This window comes from Streptomyces sp. NPDC001157, assembly GCF_053598255.1.
Map to the genome: position 1 here is coordinate 1 of NZ_JBSFJW010000014.1, position 19,045 is coordinate 19,045.

General features: G+C 70.2%; 18 protein-coding genes. 11 read left to right on the plus strand and 7 right to left on the minus strand.

All coding sequences use genetic code 11. The annotated features are described in order from the left end of the window. Positions 1–1,296, minus strand: a 1,296-nt coding sequence (locus ACWDAG_RS24065) for a homocysteine S-methyltransferase family protein (RefSeq protein ID WP_450697618.1), incomplete at its 3' end; no start/stop codon positions are given. Between the two features lie 295 nt (positions 1,297–1,591). Here ACWDAG_RS24065 and ACWDAG_RS24070 point away from each other — a divergent pair. From ACWDAG_RS24070 to ACWDAG_RS24115, 10 genes are all read left to right on the plus strand, one after another. After that, complete coding sequence (locus ACWDAG_RS24070; protein WP_390696625.1) at positions 1,592–2,356, plus strand: IclR family transcriptional regulator; 765 nt, start codon at positions 1,592–1,594, stop codon at positions 2,354–2,356. Between the two features lie 388 nt (positions 2,357–2,744). Then, on the plus strand, positions 2,745–3,545 hold the full coding sequence (locus ACWDAG_RS24075) for an MIP/aquaporin family protein (RefSeq protein WP_450697619.1): 801 nt from the start codon (positions 2,745–2,747) through the stop codon (positions 3,543–3,545). A gap of 64 nt (positions 3,546–3,609) precedes the next feature. Further along, on the plus strand, positions 3,610–5,151 hold the full coding sequence (gene glpK, locus ACWDAG_RS24080; protein WP_361259838.1) for a glycerol kinase GlpK: 1,542 nt from the start codon (positions 3,610–3,612) through the stop codon (positions 5,149–5,151). A gap of 51 nt (positions 5,152–5,202) precedes the next feature. Then, positions 5,203–6,819 (plus strand): FAD-dependent oxidoreductase, encoded by a 1,617-nt coding sequence (locus ACWDAG_RS24085; RefSeq protein ID WP_450697620.1) that lies wholly within the window; start codon positions 5,203–5,205, stop codon positions 6,817–6,819. A 179-nt stretch (positions 6,820–6,998) separates the two neighbouring features. Then, entirely contained in the window at positions 6,999–7,568 is a 570-nt protein-coding gene (locus ACWDAG_RS24090; protein WP_450697621.1) for an SMI1/KNR4 family protein, read from the plus strand. Between the two features lie 19 nt (positions 7,569–7,587). After that, the gene (locus tag ACWDAG_RS24095; protein ID WP_450697622.1) at positions 7,588–7,728 is read left to right on the plus strand and encodes a hypothetical protein; all 141 of its coding nucleotides are present in this window, start codon (positions 7,588–7,590) and stop codon (positions 7,726–7,728) included. A gap of 94 nt (positions 7,729–7,822) precedes the next feature. Next, positions 7,823–8,494, plus strand: a complete 672-nt coding sequence (locus tag ACWDAG_RS24100) for a FadR/GntR family transcriptional regulator (RefSeq protein ID WP_030947615.1) — start codon at positions 7,823–7,825, stop codon at positions 8,492–8,494. Between the two features lie 166 nt (positions 8,495–8,660). Continuing rightward, on the plus strand, positions 8,661–9,641 hold the full coding sequence (locus ACWDAG_RS24105; RefSeq protein WP_450697623.1) for a PAC2 family protein: 981 nt from the start codon (positions 8,661–8,663) through the stop codon (positions 9,639–9,641). A gap of 261 nt (positions 9,642–9,902) precedes the next feature. Then, on the plus strand, positions 9,903–11,624 hold the full coding sequence (locus tag ACWDAG_RS24110) for a S8 family peptidase (protein ID WP_450697624.1): 1,722 nt from the start codon (positions 9,903–9,905) through the stop codon (positions 11,622–11,624). A 34-nt stretch (positions 11,625–11,658) separates the two neighbouring features. Further along, the gene (locus tag ACWDAG_RS24115; RefSeq protein ID WP_450697625.1) at positions 11,659–12,246 is read left to right on the plus strand and encodes a hypothetical protein; all 588 of its coding nucleotides are present in this window, start codon (positions 11,659–11,661) and stop codon (positions 12,244–12,246) included. Between the two features lie 100 nt (positions 12,247–12,346). On the opposite strand, the gene mshC is transcribed toward ACWDAG_RS24115, so the two are convergent. The 4 genes from mshC to ACWDAG_RS24135 all read right to left on the minus strand — a co-directional run bounded on the left by mshC (position 12,347) and on the right by ACWDAG_RS24135 (position 15,852). Beyond that, entirely contained in the window at positions 12,347–13,576 is a 1,230-nt protein-coding gene (mshC, locus tag ACWDAG_RS24120; RefSeq protein ID WP_450697626.1) for a cysteine--1-D-myo-inosityl 2-amino-2-deoxy-alpha-D-glucopyranoside ligase, read from the minus strand. 94 nt (positions 13,577–13,670) lie between these two features. Continuing rightward, positions 13,671–14,501, minus strand: a complete 831-nt coding sequence (locus ACWDAG_RS24125) for an SCO1664 family protein (RefSeq protein WP_450697627.1) — start codon at positions 14,499–14,501, stop codon at positions 13,671–13,673. Next, a complete protein-coding gene (locus ACWDAG_RS24130) occupies positions 14,465–15,055 on the minus strand; it encodes a DUF3090 domain-containing protein (protein WP_123964039.1) in 591 nt (196 codons plus the stop codon). Before ACWDAG_RS24130 ends, ACWDAG_RS24125 begins: the two co-directional genes overlap by 37 nt. A gap of 110 nt (positions 15,056–15,165) precedes the next feature. After that, positions 15,166–15,852, minus strand: a complete 687-nt coding sequence (locus ACWDAG_RS24135) for a histidine phosphatase family protein (RefSeq protein WP_450697628.1) — start codon at positions 15,850–15,852, stop codon at positions 15,166–15,168. 62 nt (positions 15,853–15,914) lie between these two features. On the opposite strand from ACWDAG_RS24135, the gene corA reads away from it, so the two are divergent. After that, on the plus strand, positions 15,915–16,913 hold the full coding sequence (corA, locus tag ACWDAG_RS24140) for a magnesium/cobalt transporter CorA (protein WP_450697629.1): 999 nt from the start codon (positions 15,915–15,917) through the stop codon (positions 16,911–16,913). Between the two features lies 1 nt (position 16,914). On the opposite strand, the gene ACWDAG_RS24145 is transcribed toward corA, so the two are convergent. Further along, the gene (locus ACWDAG_RS24145) at positions 16,915–17,703 is read right to left on the minus strand and encodes a ferritin-like domain-containing protein (protein WP_450697630.1); all 789 of its coding nucleotides are present in this window, start codon (positions 17,701–17,703) and stop codon (positions 16,915–16,917) included. A gap of 261 nt (positions 17,704–17,964) precedes the next feature. Next, a complete protein-coding gene (locus ACWDAG_RS24150) occupies positions 17,965–19,020 on the minus strand; it encodes an LLM class F420-dependent oxidoreductase (protein WP_450697631.1) in 1,056 nt (351 codons plus the stop codon). Between the last annotated feature and the right edge of the window lie 25 nt (positions 19,021–19,045).

A 19,045-nucleotide genomic window follows, 5' to 3' on the forward strand; every position in this document is an offset into this window, starting at 1 on the left:
GATGACGTCGACCTCGGTGGAGTCCAGCACGATCGGCAGGGTGGAGGCGGTGGCGAAGCGGCCGGCCAGCTCCTGCATGTCGGCGACGCCGTCCCGGCCGACGTAGTCCACGCACAGGTCCAGCATGTGCGCGCCCTCGCGGATCTGGTCGCGGGCCATCTCCACACAGTCGTCCCAGCGGCCGGCCAGCATCGCCTCGCGGAACTTCTTGGAGCCGTTGGCGTTGGTGCGCTCGCCGATCGCCAGGTACGCGGTGTCCTGGCGGAAGGGCACGGTCTGGTAGAGGGAGGCGGCACCCGGCTCGGGCTGGGGGTTGCGCTCGGTGGGGGCCAGGTCACGGACCCGCTCGACGACCTGCCGCAGGTGCTCGGGGGTGGTGCCGCAGCAGCCGCCGACGAGGGAGAGGCCGTACTCGCGGACGAAGGTCTCCTGGGCGTCGGCGAGCTCCGGCGCCGTGAGGGGGTAGTGGGCGCCGTCCTTGCCGAGGACCGGCAGGCCCGCGTTCGGCATGCAGGACAGCTGGATGCGCGAGTGGCGGGCCAAATAGCGCAGGTGCTCGCTCATCTCGGCCGGGCCGGTCGCGCAGTTCAGGCCGATCATGTCGATGCCGAGCGGCTCCAGGGCCGTCAGTGCGGCGCCGATCTCCGAGCCGAGCAGCATGGTGCCGGTCGTCTCCACCGTCACCGACACGATCAGCGGGACCTCGTACCCGGCCGTTTCCATCGCACGGCGGGCGGCCAGGACGGAGGCCTTGGTCTGCAGCAGGTCCTGGGTGGTCTCCACCAGCAGCGCGTCCGCGCCGCCGGCGAGCAGGCCCTCCGCGTTCTGCTGGTAGGCGTCGCGGATGGCGTTGAAGGTGGTGTGGCCCAGGGTGGGCAGCTTGGTGCCGGGGCCCATCGAGCCCAGCACCCAGCGCTGCCGGCCGTCGCGGGCGGCGTACTCGTCCGCGGTCTCGCGGGCGATGCGGGCGCCGGCCTCGGACAGCTCGGCGACGCGCTCGGGGATGTCGTACTCACCGAGGGCGGTGAGGTTCGCGCCGAAGGTGTTGGTCTCCACGCAGTCCACGCCCGCGTCGAAGTACTCGGAGTGCACCGAGCGGACGATGTCGGGGCGGGTGACGTTGAGGACCTCGTTGCAGCCCTCCAGCTGCTGGAAGTCGTCCAGGGTGGGGTCCTGCGCCTGCAGCATGGTGCCCATCGCTCCGTCGGCGACCACCACACGGGTGGCCAGTGCCTCACGGAGCGCGGACACACGGGTCCGGCTGTCGGCGGAAGGGGTCAGTGGCGACGAGGCCATGAAAGGGGCTCCCTTTGGTGCGACGGCTGTCGGCTTTGCGCGGTCCGCGGAACTCTCCGCGATGGGCGCACCTCGCCAGGGTAACCGGGGTCGGCCGGGGATGGTCAGGGGCGTCCACGGGGCGGACGAGGATGACGGGCACGTCACTCCCGGGATACGAGTGACACAACAGAACCCGACGGATACGGACCGACCATTAGCGAGAGGTCGACATCGACCGGTAGTGTTCGACATTGCCGAACAGCGGCAGCGACGTCGCACGTCGACGGTCGAAGGGGACGGAGGCAGTACGGCGATGGCACGGAACATCCAGTCGCTCGAACGGGCGGCCGCGATGCTGCGGCTGCTCGCGGGCGGCGAGCGACGGCTCGGCCTCTCGGACATCGCCTCGTCACTGGGCCTCGCCAAGGGCACCGCCCACGGGATTCTGCGCACCCTCCAGCAGGAGGGTTTCGTCGAGCAGGACGACGCCTCCGGGCGCTATCAGCTGGGCGCCGAACTGCTGCGCCTGGGCACCACCTATCTCGACGTGCACGAGCTGCGGGCGCGCGCCCTGGTGTGGACGGACGACCTGGCCCGGTCCAGCGGGGAGAGCGTGTATCTCGGTGTCCTGCACCAGCAGGGCGTACTGATCGTGCATCACGTCTTCCGGCCCGACGACAGCCGTCAAGTGCTGGAGATAGGGGCCATGCAGCCGCTGCACTCCACGGCCCTCGGCAAGGTCCTGTCGGCCTACGACCCGGTCGCGCACAGCGAGGCGATCGAGGCCGACCGCAAGCCCTTCACCGACCGGACCGTGTGCGAGCAGGAGGACTTCGAGCACATCCTCGACATCTCGCGCGCGCGTGGCTATGCGGCCGACGTCGAGGAGACCTGGGAGGGCGTCGCGTCCGTGGCCGCACCCATCCACGACCGGCGGCGGATGCCGGTGGGCGCGGTGGGCATCACCGGCGCCGTGGAGCGGCTGTGCCGGGACGGCGAGCTGCGCCCGGAGCTGATCGCCGCGGTGCGGGACTGCGCCCGTGCGGTGTCGCGGGATCTGGGCGCCGGGCGGTTCTGAGCGGCGCAGCAGGACACAGGAGAGGGCCGGGGTGTCGGGCGACGTCCCGGCCTCTGCCGTGCCCGGGAGACGACCAGGCGAACCGGCCGGTCGGTACGCGCGGTGCTCATTACCCGGCCGTACGCAGTCGTACGCATCTGACCTGCAAGATCGACTGTTCACAGGCGATCGATAACGATCGCATTTTCGCGAACACAGGCCTTGACGCACACCTGACGCCGGAGCAAGACTCCCGTCCATCGGTCGGCATTGTCGAACACCTACCGGCAATACGCGCTAGAGTGTGACAACGCCAAGGGCCGGTATTCGCTCTCACCCCCGAGGGCAGCTCGAACTCCCGGAGGGACCCGGGGTTCGGTCCCCTGGACGAAGGACAAAGGAGTCGCGGGTGTCCAGCTCCGACATCTTCATCGGCGAGACCATCGGTACCGCCATACTCATCCTGCTCGGCGGCGGCGTCTGCGCCGCCGTGACGCTGAAGGCCTCCAAGGCCCGTAACGCCGGCTGGCTGGCCATCACCTTCGGGTGGGGCTTCGCGGTACTCACGGCGGTCTACACCTCGGCGCCGCTCTCCGGCGCCCACCTGAACCCGGCCGTGACGCTCGCGCTCGCGCTCAAGAAGAACGGCATCGACTGGAGCGACGTCCCGGTCTACTGGGGCGGACAGCTGCTCGGCGCCATGATCGGTGCGGCCCTGGTCTGGGTCGCCTACTACGGCCAGTTCCACGCGCACCTCACCGACAAGGAGATCGTCGGCGGTCCGGGTGCGCAGGCCACCGCGGCCAAGGCCGTCGAGGCGCAGGAGAAGGGCGCCGGCCCGGTCCTGGGCATCTTCTCCACGGGCCCCGAGGTCCGCGTCGCCTGGCAGAACGTCGCCACCGAGGTCATCGGCACCATCGTGCTGGTGCTCGCGGTCCTCACGCAGGGCCTCAACGACAGCGGCAAGGGCCTGGGCGTCCTGGGCGCGCTGATCACCTCGCTCGTCGTCGTCTCCATCGGTCTGTCCCTCGGCGGCCCGACCGGCTACGCGATCAACCCGGCCCGCGACCTCGGTCCGCGCATCGTGCACGCTCTCCTGCCCCTGCCCAACAAGGGTGGCTCCGACTGGGGCTACGCCTGGGTCCCGGTGGTCGGTCCCCTGATCGGCGCCGCGCTCGCTGCGGGCATCTACAACATCGCTTTCGCTTAGAACACGCGGTCGTAGCAAGCAGTCGTAGACAGTCCCCTTACTCATGGAACCTCAGGAGCACACAGTGACCGACGCCCACACCGCCGGCCCCTTCATCGCCGCGATCGACCAGGGCACCACCTCCAGCCGCTGCATCGTCTTCGACCGCGACGGACGCATCGTCTCCGTCGACCAGAAGGAGCACGAGCAGATCTTCCCGAAGCCGGGCTGGGTCGAGCACAACGCCAACGAGATCTGGACCAACGTCCAGGAAGTCGTCGCGGGGGCCATCCAGAAGGCCGGCATCACGCGTGACGACATCAAGGCCATCGGCATCACCAACCAGCGTGAGACCACGCTGCTCTGGGACAAGAACACCGGTGAGCCCGTCCACAACGCCATCGTCTGGCAGGACACCCGCACCGACGCCCTGTGCAAGGAGCTCGGCCGCAACGTCGGCCAGGACCGCTTCCGCCGCGAGACCGGCCTGCCGCTGGCCTCCTACTTCGCCGGCCCCAAGGCCCGCTGGCTGCTCGACAACGTCGAGGGCCTGCGCGAGCGCGCCGAGGCGGGCGACATCCTCTTCGGCACCATGGACACCTGGGTCATCTGGAACCTGACCGGTGGTGTCGACGGCGGCAAGCACTACACCGACGTCACCAACGCCTCCCGCACCATGCTGATGAACCTGCACACGCTGGAGTGGGACGAGAAGATCGCCGAGTCCATCGGCGTCCCGCTGGCGATGCTGCCGGAGATCCGCTCCTCCGCCGAGGTCTACGGCGAGATCAAGGGCGGCAAGCTGGGCGACCTGCTCGGCGGCATCCCGGTCGCCTCCGCGCTCGGCGACCAGCAGGCGGCCCTGTTCGGCCAGACCTGTTTCGCCGAGGGCGAGGCCAAGTCGACGTACGGCACCGGCACCTTCATGCTGCTGAACACCGGCGAGAAGATCATCAACTCGTACAGCGGCCTGCTGACGACGGTCGGCTACCGCATCGGCGACGAGAAGCCGGTCTACGCCCTCGAGGGCTCGATCGCCGTCACCGGTTCGCTGGTGCAGTGGATGCGCGACCAGATGGGCCTGATCTCCACCGCCGCCGAGATCGAGACGCTCGCGCTCTCGGTCGAGGACAACGGCGGCGCGTACTTCGTACCGGCCTTCTCCGGTCTGTTCGCCCCGTACTGGCGCTCCGACGCCCGCGGTGTGATCGCCGGCCTGACCCGGTACGTCACCAAGGCGCACCTCGCGCGTGCCGTCCTGGAGGCCACCGCCTGGCAGACCCGTGAGATCACGGACGCCATGACCAAGGACTCGGGCGTCGAGCTCGCGGCCCTCAAGGTCGACGGCGGCATGACCTCCAACAACCTGCTGATGCAGACCCTCTCGGACTTCCTGGACGCGCCCGTAGTGCGCCCGATGGTCGCCGAGACGACCTGCCTCGGTGCCGCCTACGCCGCCGGTCTCGCCGTCGGCTTCTGGACCAGCACCGACGACCTGCGCGCCAACTGGCGGCGGGCCGCCGAGTGGACCCCCCGCATGGACGCGGACGCCCGCGACCGTGAGTACAAGAGCTGGCTCAAGGCCGTCGAGCGGACGATGGGCTGGCTCGAGGACGAAGAGAGCTGACGAGAGCCACTCGACGGCTCAGCACGCTCTGATGAGGAGTAAGAACCCGAAATGACCAGTCAGTCCACCCTGCAGTCCGTGCCTGCCCTCGGTACGCGCCCGGCCTCCGGCTCCAACCCGAGCCGCGCCGAGACCCGGGAGCAGCTCGCCAAGGCGTCGTACGACCTCCTCGTGATCGGCGGCGGCATCCTGGGCATCTCCACCGCCTGGCACGCCGCGCAGTCCGGCCTCAGGGTGGCGCTGGTCGACGCCGGCGACTTCGCCGGCGCCACCTCTTCCGCCTCCTCCAAGCTGCTCCACGGCGGTCTGCGCTATCTGCAGACCGGCGCGGTGAAGCTGGTGGCGGAGAACCACTTCGAGCGCCGTGCGGTGTCTCGTCAGGTGGCCCCCCACCTGGCGAACCCGCTCACGTTCTACCTCCCCGTGTACAAGGGCGGGCCGCACGGCGCTGCGAAGCTCGGGGCGGGCGTCTTCGCCTACTCCGCGCTCTCCGCGTTCGGTGACGGCGTCGGTCACCTCCTGTCCCCCGCGAAGGCGGCGCAGGACGTGCCGGAGCTGCGCACCGAGAACCTCAAGGCCGTCGCCGTCTACGGCGACGACCAGATGAACGACGCCCGCATGGCGCTGATGACGGTCCGCGCGGCCGTCGAGGCGGGGGCGGTCGTCCTGAACCACGCCGAGGTGACGGGACTTCGGTTCACCAAGGGCCGGGTGACCGGCGCCGACCTGCGCGACCGTACTTCCGGTGACGAGTTCGGCGTCAACGCCCGGTTGGTGCTCAACGCGACCGGCCCCTGGGTCGACCACCTGCGCCGCATGGAGGACCCGAGTGCCGCGCCGTCGATCCGGCTGTCGAAGGGCGCGCATCTGGTCCTGAAGCGGACCTCGCCCTGGAAGGCCGCGCTCGCGACCCCCATCGACAAGTACCGCATCACCTTCGCCCTCCCATGGGAGGACATGCTGCTGCTCGGTACGACCGACGAGGAGTTCGAGGGCGACCCGGCGGATGTCTCGGTCACCGAGAAGGACATATCCCAGATCCTGGACGAGGCCGCTTTCTCGGTCCGGGACCAGCAGCTCAGCCGTGACCTGATCACGTACTCCTTCGCGGGTCTGCGGGTGCTGCCGGGCGGCCCCGGCGACACGGCGAAGGCCAAGCGCGAGACCGTGGTGACCGAGGGCAAGGGCGGGATGCTGTCCGTCGCGGGCGGCAAGTGGACCACCTTCCGGCACATCGGCCGTACGGTGATGCAGAAGCTGGAGGCGCTGCCGGGCGCTCCGCTGGGCGACGACTTCGAGCCCATCTCCTCGCTGCCGAAGAAGCTGCCACTGCCGGGTGTCGCCAACCCGCGTGCGGTCGCGCACCGGCTGCTCGTCGACCACCCTGCGCCGGGTCCGCGCATGGCGGCCGACACCGCCAAGCACCTGGCGACCCACTACGGTTCGCTGGCCTTCGACATCGCCCGCCTCGCCAACGACAACCCCGAGCTGGGCGAGCGCGTCCACCCCGACGCTCCGGAGATCTGGGCGCAGGTCGTCTACGCCCGGGACAACGAGTGGGCCGAGACGCCGGACGACGTACTGCGCCGCCGTACGACGCTGACGATCCGGGGCCTCGCCACGGACGACGTCCGCGCCAAGGTCCAGGACCTGCTCGACAAGAAGTGACCTCGCGTCGGCCCCTTCCCTGACCTGGGCCGGCACGATCGGGGAACGGTCCCTCTCCCCTAGGGGGCCGGATCCGCGAGAGGGGCGACTCCGCGCCGACGGAGCCGCCCTTTTCGCGTGCCCCCGCCGTTGTCACACGTGCCCCCGCCGTTGTCAGTGGCGGGTGTTTTCATGGGCGCATGAACACTGATCAGGCCGGTCCCGAGGATCTCGCCGTGCTGCGTGCGGCATTCGGTGTGGACGACGGCGGGGAGTCGGCGCTGGGCTGGGGGGCGGTGCATGCCTTCGAGGCGGAGCACGGGGTCGTCCTGCCCGAGCCCTATCGGACGTTCGTCGCGGAGATGTCCGACGGATCGCTCCAGGGGCCGCCGGAGTACGGGCTCATGGGGCTGGCCGAGCTGCCGGACGACTGGGGCGGCGAAGGGCAGGACCGGGAGCTGGGCAAGCCGTTCCCGCTCACTCGGGGTTGGCTCTGGGAGGAGGACGACGGGCCGTACGAGGATCCCGACACCGTCGTGGACCAGGTGCTCAACCACGGTTCGATCGTGCTGGGGACGGACGGATGCGCCATGAACTGGCATCTCGTTGTCACCGGCCCCCAGCGGGGCCACATATGGCACGTCACCGATGTGGGTGCCATGCCGTTCGGCGCGGAGTTCGGATTCACGACCTCCGCGCCCGGATTCGCCGGCTGGGTGAAGCACTGGGCCGACGGCAAGGAGTGGTTCGACGCGACGTCAGCCGAGTGAGGACACGGCCTCCCGTACGGTGTCCACGTCGCCCAAGTCCGCGCGCCGCACGGTCGGTTCGCGCCCCAGCAGCAGTGCACGCGTTATGCGGGACCGTGAGCTGAGGGCCCTCGGCGAGGGCGCCGTCCTCGCCGACCTGGAGATTCTCGCCCCGAGCTGAGCGTTCGACACCCCGTTCAGCCCACTGAACCCCCATAATGAAACCGAGACATCGGATGTCTGAACGACAGGTCTGAACGACAGGGAGGCCGCCCATGGCAGTCACCGACGAGGCGATCGAGAAGATCAAGGGAATGATCGTCTCCGGCGCGCTGCGCCCCGGCGACCGGCTGCCCAAGGAGAGCGAGCTGGCCGCCGAGCTGGGACTGTCCCGCAACTCCCTGCGGGAGGCCGTGCGTGCCCTGTCGCTGATCCGGATCCTGGACGTGCGGCAGGGCGACGGCACGTATGTGACCAGCCTCGATCCGCAGCTGCTGCTGGAGGCGCTGAGCTTCGTCGTCGACTTCCACCGCGACGACACGGTGCTGGAGTTCCTGGCGGTGCGCCGCATCCTGGAGCCGGCCGCCACCGCGATGGCCGCCTCCAGGATCAGCGAGCAGCAACTGGACGCGTTGTCCGCCCAGTTGGAGAAGCTCGGGGACGCTCCGTCGGTGGAGGAGCTGGTCGCCTGTGACCTCGACTTCCACCGGGGCATCGTGCAGAGCTCCGGCAACTCGGTGCTCTGCTCGCTGCTGGACGGTCTGTCCGGGCCGACCACGCGGGCCCGTATCTGGCGCGGACTCACCCAGGAGGACGCGGTCAGCCGCACCCTGCACGAGCACCGGGCGATCCTGGCCGCCCTGCGCGACCGGGACGCGGAGGCCGCGCGGTCCTGGGCGACGGTACACATCGCGAGCGTGGAGCAGTGGCTTCGCTCCACGCTCTGAGCGGCTTCGCGGGCGGGGCCGGCCCGCGGTGGCGATCATGGGTGTTCGAGGGCCCCGGACGGGGCAGTGATCCGTTCACTCCCCCGTGCAAGGGGGCTGCGGGCGCCCCCGCGGAACGCCGTAAGGTTGGGTGGTCAAGCGGAGGGCACGTCGGAAGGAGGCCTGGGTGATCGAGCTCGAGGGGGTTCCCGAGCTGATCGACCCGGTCATGGTGGCCGCGTTCGAGGGCTGGAACGATGCCGGCGACGCCGCCTCCACCGCGGTCGCACATCTGGACAGGGAGTGGAAGGGCGAGGTGTTCGCGGCGCTGGACGCCGAGGACTACTACGACTTCCAGGTGAACCGCCCCACGGTGTGGATGGACGGCGGCGTGCGCAAGATCACGTGGCCGACGACAAGGTTGTCCGTGGTCCGGGTCGGCGGCGAGAAGCCGCGCGATCTCGTACTCGTCCGGGGCATCGAGCCGTCGATGCGGTGGCGCTCGTTCTGCAACGAGCTGCTGGGCTTCGCGCACGAGCTGGGTGTGGAGCTGGTGGTGGTGCTGGGCGCCCTGCTGGGCGACACCCCGCACACCCGGCCGGTCCCGATCAGCGGCACCACGTCCGACTCGGACCTGGCGCAGCGCATGGACCTGGAGGAGACCAAGTACGAGGGCCCGACGGGCATCGTCGGCGTCCTGCAGGAGGCGTGTACGCACGCGGGTGTGCCGGCCGTGTCGCTGTGGGCGGCCGTGCCGCACTACGTGTCGCAGCCGCCGAACCCGAAGGCGACGCTGGCCCTGCTCAACCGCCTGGAGGACCTGATCGACGTGCGCATCCCGCTGGGCGAACTGCCCGAGGACGCGCGCGCCTGGCAGGTGGGCGTGGACCAACTGGCCGCCGAGGACAGCGAGGTCGCCGAGTACGTCCAGACGCTGGAGGAGGCCCGGGACACCGCGGAGCTGCCGGAGGCGTCGGGCGAGGCGATCGCCCGCGAGTTCGAGCGCTACCTGCGTCGCCGGGACGGCTCAGGCCCGTCGAGCGGTGGACACGCGACCGCGGACGGCAGCGACAGCACGTCGTATCTGCGGGACAACCCCGGCGGTCGTACGAAGCCGCCGAAGCCGCCGAAGCCGGGTCCGGACGACGAGGAGTCGTCGGAGGAATAGCCGGGGCGACAGAACGCAAAGTGGGCGGTGCGCAGCTTTCGCACCGCCCACTTTGCGTTCTGTCGCCTCGCCCCATGACTGCGAACTCTGCAGTCTTTGGCCGGTTTGCTACGTGACATCGGTTTCAGGACGGATTGCACACGCTACCCAATTCAACTTGTTTTCAAACCGAGTTGGTGAAGACGGGGTGGACGCCTCGCCGAGATCGTGCTTGGTTGTGCACCGATGGCGCACCCGCACGGACCGAAGGGAGCGGTACCGATGAGCGACCAGGGACAGCCGGCGCAAGGGCCGGGAACGTCCGGGCCGGGGCCCGACGGAGCGGGATTCACCTATCGAGGAGCCGAGCCGGAACTGATCGTCGTCGCCCGTCCCGAGGCCAGGCTGCGCGCCCAGGCCGAGGGCGTCCGCTCAGCCGCGGGAGCCGACGTCTCCGCTCTCAACATGTTCCTCAGCGACGAACAGCTGGCCCTTCAGCCGCTGTTCGGCAGCGAGGAACGGCTGCAGCAGTCCGCCGCCCCCGGCGACGGCAACGTGCCCGACCTCGCGATGTTCTACCGAGTGCGCGGCGGCGAGAGCCGCGCCGAGGAGCTGCGCTCGCGGATCGCCGCGCTGCCGGGCGTCGAGACGGCGTACATCAAGCCCGGTGCCGTACCGGCCTCCCTGGCGGAGGAGAGCGGCCGACTGAAGGAAGGGGCGCCCGTCACCCCCGACTTCAGCAGCCGGCAGGGCTATCTGCGCCCCGCACCCGAGGGGATAGACGCCCACTGGGCCTGGCAGCGCCCCGGTGGGTCGGGTCAGGGGGTGACGGTCATCGACGTCGAGGGCGCCTGGCAGTTGGGCCATGAGGACCTGGCAGCCAAGCTGGCCGGCGTCGTGGTCGGCACCCCGCTGACCGACCTCGCCTGGCGCAACCACGGCACCGCCGTGATCGGTGTGATCGGCGGCGACCGCAATGAATACGGCGTCAACGGCATCGTGCCGGAGGCGGTGACCGCGGCCGCGTCCTTCCAGGGCATCGGCACGGCGGCCGCGATCCATGCGGCGGCCGACCGGCTCGGCCCCGGCGACGTCGTACTCGTCGAACTGCACCGCCCCGGACCGCGGTTCGAGTACGCCGAGCGAGACGACCAACGCGGCTATGTCGCGGTCGAGTGGTGGCCGGACGACTACGCGGCGATCCGGTACGCCACAGCCAAGGGCGTCCTCGTCGTCGAGGCGGCCGGCAACGGCGGGGAGTCGCTGGACGACGCGGTGTACGAGCGCCGCCCGGACGAATTCCCCGAGTGGTGGCGCAACCCGTTCAACCCCTCCAACCAGTCCTCCGGTGCCGTACTGGTCGGCGCGGGCGCACCGCCGCCCGGCACGCACGGCCGCGATCACGGCCCGGACCGGTCGAGGCTCGCGTTCTCCAACTACGGCGCCCGGCTTGACGCCCAGGGCTGGGGACGCGAGGTCACGACCACCGGCGGCTTCTGGGACAAGCCCGGCGATCTGCAGGGCGGGCCCGAGGAGATCGCCTGGTACACGGACACGTTCTCCGGGACCTCCTCCGCCTCCCCGGTGGTGGTCGGCGCGCTGGCCGCGCTGCAAGGGATGCTCAAGGCAGCCGCCCAGCCGCCGATGTCCCCGGAGAGTGCCCGCGCGGTGCTGCGGGCCACGGGCTCCCCGCAGCAGGACGCGCCGGGCCGGCCCGCCTCCCAGCGGATCGGCAACCGGCCCGACATCAAGGCGGCGGTCACCCATCTGCTGCCGGAGGCGGTCGGCTCGGGCCAGGCCGAACGGTACTGGGACGAGCTGCTGCCCTACCCCCGTGAACTTCCGCCGAGGCTCAGGCTGTTCGTGGCCGGTGCCTGGCGGAACCTGAACCACCCGTCCCCGGAGATCCGCCAGGCGGTGCACTCCGCCTTCGCGGGGGGACGGCCCGACGTCCGAGTGTGGTTCTCGGACGACGAGATCGTCGGCCTGGTCGTCACGGGCTGACGAATCCCAACCATCAAGGGAAGGTGACACCCGCATGAGCACCACCCCGCAGATGAGCCAACTGGGACAACAGCAAGGCCAGCAGTTCCCGAGCACGTCGCCCTACCAGCAGTACCAGCAGCAGCCGTTCGGACAGCAGCAGGGCTACGGCCAGCAGCAGCCGTTCGGGCAGCAGCAGCCCATGGGCATGGGCATGGGCGGCTCGCTGGAGCAGCTCCAGCAGCTCGGCCAGCAGCAGCCCTTCCAGCAACTGCTCCAGCAGCTCGGCCAGCAGCAGCCCTTCCAGCAGCACATGGGCCAGCAGCAACAAGTCGAGCAGCAGGTGCAGCAGCAGCTCCACCAGATCGCCCAGGTCGCCGTGCAGCACGCCCAGCAGCAGGTGCAGGCTCAGGTGCTGCAGGCCGGTATCGCGGACGGCTACATCGACGTCGTCCAGCCGCTGCCGGGGCAGCCCAGCCTGATCGCGCTGCGCATCAACGGCCAGCTGAGGATCTTCGCCAACCCGAACCCCCAGACCCACGACCAGATCCAGGAGGCCTTCGCGTTCGGCCACCAGGTCGTCGGCATCTGGGACTCCGGCTCACCGCAGGTCCTGCGCAGCATCCAGATCCGCAGGATCTGATCCACACGTCTGATCCAGGCGGTCCGACCCACGCGAAGTGACACAAGGGGCGCTTCCTCCACCGAGGAAGCGCCCCTTGCCCGTGCCCAGCCGGCTGCGGCTAGAGGGCCACGCCCAGCAGAGCGTCCACGGCCCGCGACACGACACCGGGTGCGCCGATGTCCGTACCGCCCTCGGCGTCCTGCAGTGCGGCCCAGCGGTCGACCGCGGCGAGCGCGGCCGGGGCGTCCAGGTCGTTCGCGAGGGCCTCGCGGATCTCCTCGACCAGCGCCTCGGCGGGCGGCCCGTCGGGCCGGGAGACGGCGGCGCGCCAGCGGCCGACCCGGGCCACGGCGTCCTCGAGGACCTGATCCGTCCACTCCCAGTCGGACCGGTAGTGGTGGGCGAGCAGCGCCAGCCGGATCGCGGCCGGGTCCACCCCGTCGCGCCGCAGCGCGGACACGAAGACCAGGTTGCCCTTGGACTTGGACATCTTCTCGCCGTCGAGGGCGACCATGCCGGCGTGGACGTACGCCTTGGCCATGGGGAACTCCCCGGTGAGCACCTGGGCGTGCGAGGCGCCCATCTCGTGGTGCGGGAAGGCGAGATCGGATCCGCCGCCCTGCACGTCGAAGGTCATGCCGAGGTGGTCCAGGGCGATGGCGACGCACTCGATGTGCCAGCCGGGGCGACCGCGCCCGAGCGATGCGCCGTCCCAACTGGGCTCGCCCTCGCGGGCGGCCATCCACAGCATCGGGTCGAGGGGGTTCTTCTTGCCCGGACGGTCCGGGTCGCCGCCGCGCTCGGCGGACAGCAGCCGCATCGCTGCCGTGTCCAGGCCGGAGACCTTGCCGAAGTTGGGGTCGGACTCGACGGAGAAGTAGATGTCACCCTCGAGTTCGTAGGCGGCGCCCGCGTCCCGCAGCCGCTCGACGAGCGGCACGATGCCCGGTATCGCCTCGACCGCACCTATGTAGTGCTGCGGCGGCAGCATCCGCAGGGCGGTCATGTCCTCACGGAAGAGGGCGGTCTCCTGCTCGGCGAGGGCGACCCAGTCGACGCCGTCACGGTGCGCCCGCTCCAGCAGCGGGTCGTCCACGTCGGTGACGTTCTGGACGTACTGAACCTGCCGCTTGGTGTCGAGCCACACGCGCTGAACGAGGTCGAACGCGTTGTAGGTCGCCGCGTGACCCATATGGGTCGCGTCGTACGGCGTGATGCCGCAGACGTAGATACGGGCGACGGGACCGGGGTCGAGGGAGACCAGACCGCCGGTCGCGGTGTCGTGGATCCTCAGGTCGCGGCCCTGACCAGGCAGGGCGGGGACCTCGGAAGCGGGCCAGGCATGCATGTCATGAGCCTAACCGGACGGAAGTTCCGTATACGAACCGGACCGGGCCGGATGGCCGGTAAGGCGCTCTTGCGTGATACCGGCCAGTCTGCTTCTACACCGGCGGCCAGGGAATGGCCGGCCACTCACCGCTCGGCTCAGGATGCCTCCCCGTCTCCAGGAGTACGGTGACACGCGCGCGCGTGGCGTCCAGTTCGGCCTCCGTGATCAGCGCCGCCAGCCGCGTGGCCAGCGTTCCTTGGGCACTGAGGGCCCCCTGGAGGGCCTTGAGAACGTCGATCGCCTCCGGATCGAGCGGCTCCCCCGCCCACCCCCACAGCAGCGTCCTGAGCTTGTTCTCGGTGTTGAACGTCACTCCGTGGTCGATCGCGTACAACCGGCCCTCGGCCGTGGGCAGCAGATGGCCGCCCTTGCGGTCCGCGTTGTTGATCACGGCGTCGAGCACGGCGAGCCGCCGCAGCCGCTCGTCGTCGGCGTGCACCAGCAGCGCCGTCTTCCCCTCGCCGACCTCGGCGAAGCCGATAGCCTTCCAGCCCGGCTCCGGCTCCTCACCGTCGACCAGGGCGAGCAGCTCGGCCTCAGGGCTCACCTCGATCCACAACTGGACCATCCCCTCGCCGTACGGCCCCTCCCGCAGCACGGTGGGCGGGACGAGCCCCCAGCCGGTCGCCACGGACACCTCGTAGGCGGCCACCTCGCGCCGGGCGAGGTTGCCGTCGGGGAAGTCCCACAGGGGCCGCTCGCCGGCGACGGGCTTGTAGATGCAGGACGCTTCCCTGCCGTCGTGGGAGATCGTGCAGTACAGCGCCGCGTTGGACGCCTCACGGATGCGACCGCGCACGGTGAGCTCGCCGTGTGTGAGCAGGTCGGCGAGCGGCTCGTCGGTCGTCACGCTCCGCGGCGGTATCCGTTCTGGCGCGGACATACGTGTCCTTCCGGGTCGAGCGGGAGGCTGCACAGCGGACACGGCGGCCGCCCGGCGTTGACGACGTCGAGGGCGCGCTTGGCGAAGGCCCTGGCCTGCGCGCCGGTCAGCCGGACCCGCAGCATCGGGGGCCCGTTCTCCTCGTCCTGGAGGAGACGTTCCTCCGCCTCGGCGAGGTCCTCCTCGGAGTCGGCGTCGAGCTCCACGAGGGCCTGCGCCTCGACGATCATGCGCTGTTCCTCGCCGTCCCAGGCGAGGGCCATGGTCCCGACCCGGAACTCCTCCTCGACGGGGGTGTCCAGCGGATCGGTGTCGGAGATCTCGGTGGAGGCCACGGCCGGGACGGCTGCGCTGCCGCCACTGCGCCGTACGACCTCGTCGAGCAGTTCGTCCATGCGCTCGGCAAGGGCGGCGACCTGGGTCTTCTCCAGGGCCACGCTGGTCACGCGGGGTCCCGCGGTGGCCTGGAGGAAGAACGTACGGCGTCCGGGCATACCGACCGTACCGGCCACGAAGCGGTCCGGGGGGTCGTAGAGGAACACCTGACGGGACACGTCCTGTCTCCTGGAATCGTGGATCGACATCGGACCGGATGACCGCACGAACTGCTGGTGCGGACGGGTGCGGCGCTATTGCGACCGCTTCACCCTACTGCGCCCGACGATCACGGTGCGCCCGCACCGCCCCCGACCGTGGCGTCCCCGGCCGGGGGTTCCTCGCGCGGCGCCAGCGACGCGAAATCGCCGGTGTCACCGAGCCGTACGAGAAACGGCCTCAGACGTGTGTAACGGATCGCGGTGATGGAACACGGTTCAACGGAAATCCTCTGGAACAGGTCGAGATGAAGTCCAAGTGCCTCCGCGACGAGCGACTTGATGATGTCGCCGTGCGAACACATCAGGTAGACGGCGTCGGCGCCGTGGTCGCGCTCCACGCGCGCGTTCCATTCTCGTACGGCTTCGGCGGCGCGGGTCTGCATCGCGCGCATCGATTCGCCGCCGGGGAACGCGGCGGCCGAGGGGTGCGCCTGCACGACCTCCATCAGCGGCTCGTCCCCCAGCTCGGCGAGCTTGCGGCCGGACCAGTCGCCGTAGTGGGCCTCCCCGATCCGCTCGTCGGTGTGCGCGGTCAGCTCGGGGCGGGCGTCGAGGAGTGGCTGGATCGTCTCCTGGCAGCGCTGCAGCGGGCTGGTGACGACCTCGGCGATGGGCAGCCCGGCGAGGCGTCCGGGCAGTGCGGCGGCCTGCGTGGCGCCGCGCTCGTCGAGAGCGACACCGGGCGTCCAGCCGGCGAGCACCCCCTCCGTGTTGGCGGTGGAACGTCCGTGCCGGACCAGGATCAGCGTGGGCATGCGGCCAAGAGTAGGCGCACGACGAGGTGCGGCCGGGGGCGGGCGGCGGGAGAATACGCTCCGTGATCGTCGACTGCGCCATCTACCGGGACGGGCGCCGGACGGAGGGGCCCGCGGACTTCTCGCACGCCCTGGCGCAGTGCCGTCGGGGGCGTGACGCCTTCGTCTGGATCGGCCTGTACGAGCCGACGGAGAAGGAGTTCGAGCGGGTCTCGGAGGAGTTCGGGCTGCATCCGCTGGCCGTCGAGGACGCACTGAACGCACATCAGCGGCCGAAGCTGGAGGTGTACGACGACTCGCTGTTCATGGTCCTCAAGCCGGTCGGTTACGAGGCGAAGAGCGACATCGTCACCTCCGGGGAGGTCATGGTCTTCATCGGCGACTCGTTCGTGGTGACGGTCCGGCACGGCGAGGAGGCGCCGCTCGCGGCCGTGCGGCACCGGCTGGAGGAGGAGCCCGACATGCTGCGGCACGGGCCCACGGCGGTGCTGTACTCGATCGCCGACGCCGTGGTCGACCACTACCTGGAGGTGGCGGGCGAACTCGGCACCGACCTGGAAGAGCTGGAGACCGAGGTGTTCTCGCCGACCGCCGGCGGCTCGCGGCACACGGCGTCCCGCATCTACGCCTTCAAGCGGCAGGTCCTGGAGTTCCGCAGGGCCACGGGCCCGCTGGCGCAGCCGCTGGCCCGGCTGGCGGGCGGCGGTGTCTTCAGCACCCGGGTGCCCTTCGTGCACGAGAAGGCACAGCCCTTCTTCCGGGACGTCAGCGACCACCTCACGCGCGTGAACGAGTCGGTGGAGGGCCTGGACCGGCTGGTCTCGGATGTGCTGTCGGCGCATCTCGCGCAGATGAGCGTGCGGCAGAACGACGACATGCGGAAGATCTCCGCGTGGGCGGCCATGGCGGCCGTCCCCACGATGATCGCGGGGATCTACGGCATGAACTTCGACCACATGCCGGAGCTGCACTGGTCGGTGTCGTACCCGGCGGTGATCCTGGCGATGGCCGCCCTGGAGGTGCTGCTGTACCGACTGTTCAAGCGCCGGGGCTGGCTGTGACTCAGGCGAACCCGGGTGCGGTCGTGGCGGGTCCGCCGAGCGCGTCGCGTCGCTCGGGCATCCGCAGGCTCACCATCCGCCGCCAGCCCGCGCACCGCTCGTACGCGTAGACGGCGTGGATGCCGGCGGCGAGCAGCGCCGACTTGGCGCGCGGCCAGCCGAGGATGCGCCCCATGCGGTCCATGACGGCGAGGCTGACGTCCCGGTAGATGCGGATCTCCGCGAGCGCGCACTCCCGCAGCGTGCGCTGGATGGCGCGGCCGTGTCCTGCGTACGCGAAGCGCAGCAACTCCTCGTGGCAGTAGGCCAGGTGGTTGTCCTCGTCGTCGGAGATCATCCGCACCGCGCGGCCGATGTCGGGGTGGTCGGCGAAGTGCCGGCGCAGCAGTTCCATCTGCTCGGAGGCGCGCTGCTCGGTGACCCGGCTGTGGGACAGGTAGGTGACGATGTCCTGCACGGTGAGCGGTTCGTCGTTCCTGAGCTTCTCGTGGGGGAGGCCGATGCCGTTCTTCTCCAGGAGCATCGTGTAGTCGGTCTCGGGCGGTACGGGGACGGGTTCGAGACCGCGCTTCCTCATCAGGGCGTTGAAGATCCGCCCGTGCTTGTCCTCGTCGGCGCCGTGCCGGGTGATCTTGGGGGCGAGTGTGCGCTGGCTGTCGGGGACGAGTGCGGCGATCCGCCCGTTCTCCCAGCCGCCCTGGGACTCCCCGCTGGCCGCGATGGAGCAGAACAGGGCGAACGACTCGTCGTCGTCGAGGATCTCCTGGAAAAGACTCCTGGCCGAAAGCATCGTGGGCACCTCTCTGCCGGTCTCTGTTCTGCCGGTCCCGCCCGGATTCCGTGGGATTCCGCAAAGAACGAGTCAAATGCGGCGCAAGAGGTGCTGCAACAGCTGTGTCGGACAACTCGGCCAAAAGGAGGACCCAAGGAGTCGGTTCGGAGGCGTAACCGCGCGCGCCCGGGCGCGTTGTTCCCCGTGACGGCCGTGGCGGGGAAGACCCCCGAGCCCCCACCACGGCCGCAGAAAATCTCCCCCGGCCCGCTCCGTTCGTTACGCCAGTCCGGCGCGCTCCAGGGCTTCGGTGCCGGCCCGCAGCGAGGCGATCCGCTCGTCGAGCGTGAAGCCGGCCGGGTTGAGGCTCAGGGTGGTGACGCCGGCCTCCGCGTACTGCTTCATCCGGTCCGCGATGCGGTCCACGGAACCGAGCAGCGCCGTCTTGTCGATCAGGTCGTGCGGGATCGCGGCCGCGGCGCCCTGCTTGTCGCCGGACAGGTACTTCTCCTGGACCTCGGCGGCCGCCGCCTCGAACCCCATGCGCTGGGCGAGCTGGTTGTAGAAGTTCTGCTTGGCGCTGCCCATCCCGCCGACGTACAACGCGGTGTAAGGACGGAACGCGTCGGCGAGGGTGGCCACGTCCTTGTCCTCGCCCACGGAGAGCGGGAGCGTCGGGCAGACGTCGAAGCCGTCGAGGGTCTTGCCGGCCTTCTCCCGCCCGGCGCGCAGGTACTTGATCGTGGTCTCTTCCAGGTGCTCGGCGGAGGGGAAGATCAGCAGGGCGCCGTCGGCGATCTCACCGGTCTGCTCCAGGTTCTTGGGGCCGATGGCGGCGATGTAGAGCGGGATGTGCTCGCGCTCGGGGTGCACGGTCAGCTTGAGCGGCTTGCCCGGGCCGCCGGGCAGCGGCAGGGTCCAGTGCTCGCCCTCGAACGACAGCCGCTCGCGTGTCATCGCCTTGCGCACGATCTCGACGTACTCACGCGTGCGTGCCAGTGGCTTGTCGAACTTGACGCCGTACCAGCCCTCGGAGACCTGCGGTCCGGAGACGCCGAGGCCGAGGCGGAAGCGGCCGCCGGAGAGCGAGTCGAGGGTGGCGGCGGTCATCGCGGTCATCGCGGGCTGCCGGGCCGGGATCTGGAAGATGGCCGAGCCGACGTCGATGCGCTCGGTCTGGGCGGCGACCCAGCTGAGCACGGTGGCCGCGTCCGAACCGTAGGCCTCGGCGGCCCAGCACACGGCATACCCGAGCCGGTCGGCCTCCTTCGCGACCTCCAGGTTGTCCGCGTCCATTCCGGCACCCCAGTAGCCGAGGTTGATCCCGAGCTGCATGCCGATACCCCTTACCGATCAGTAA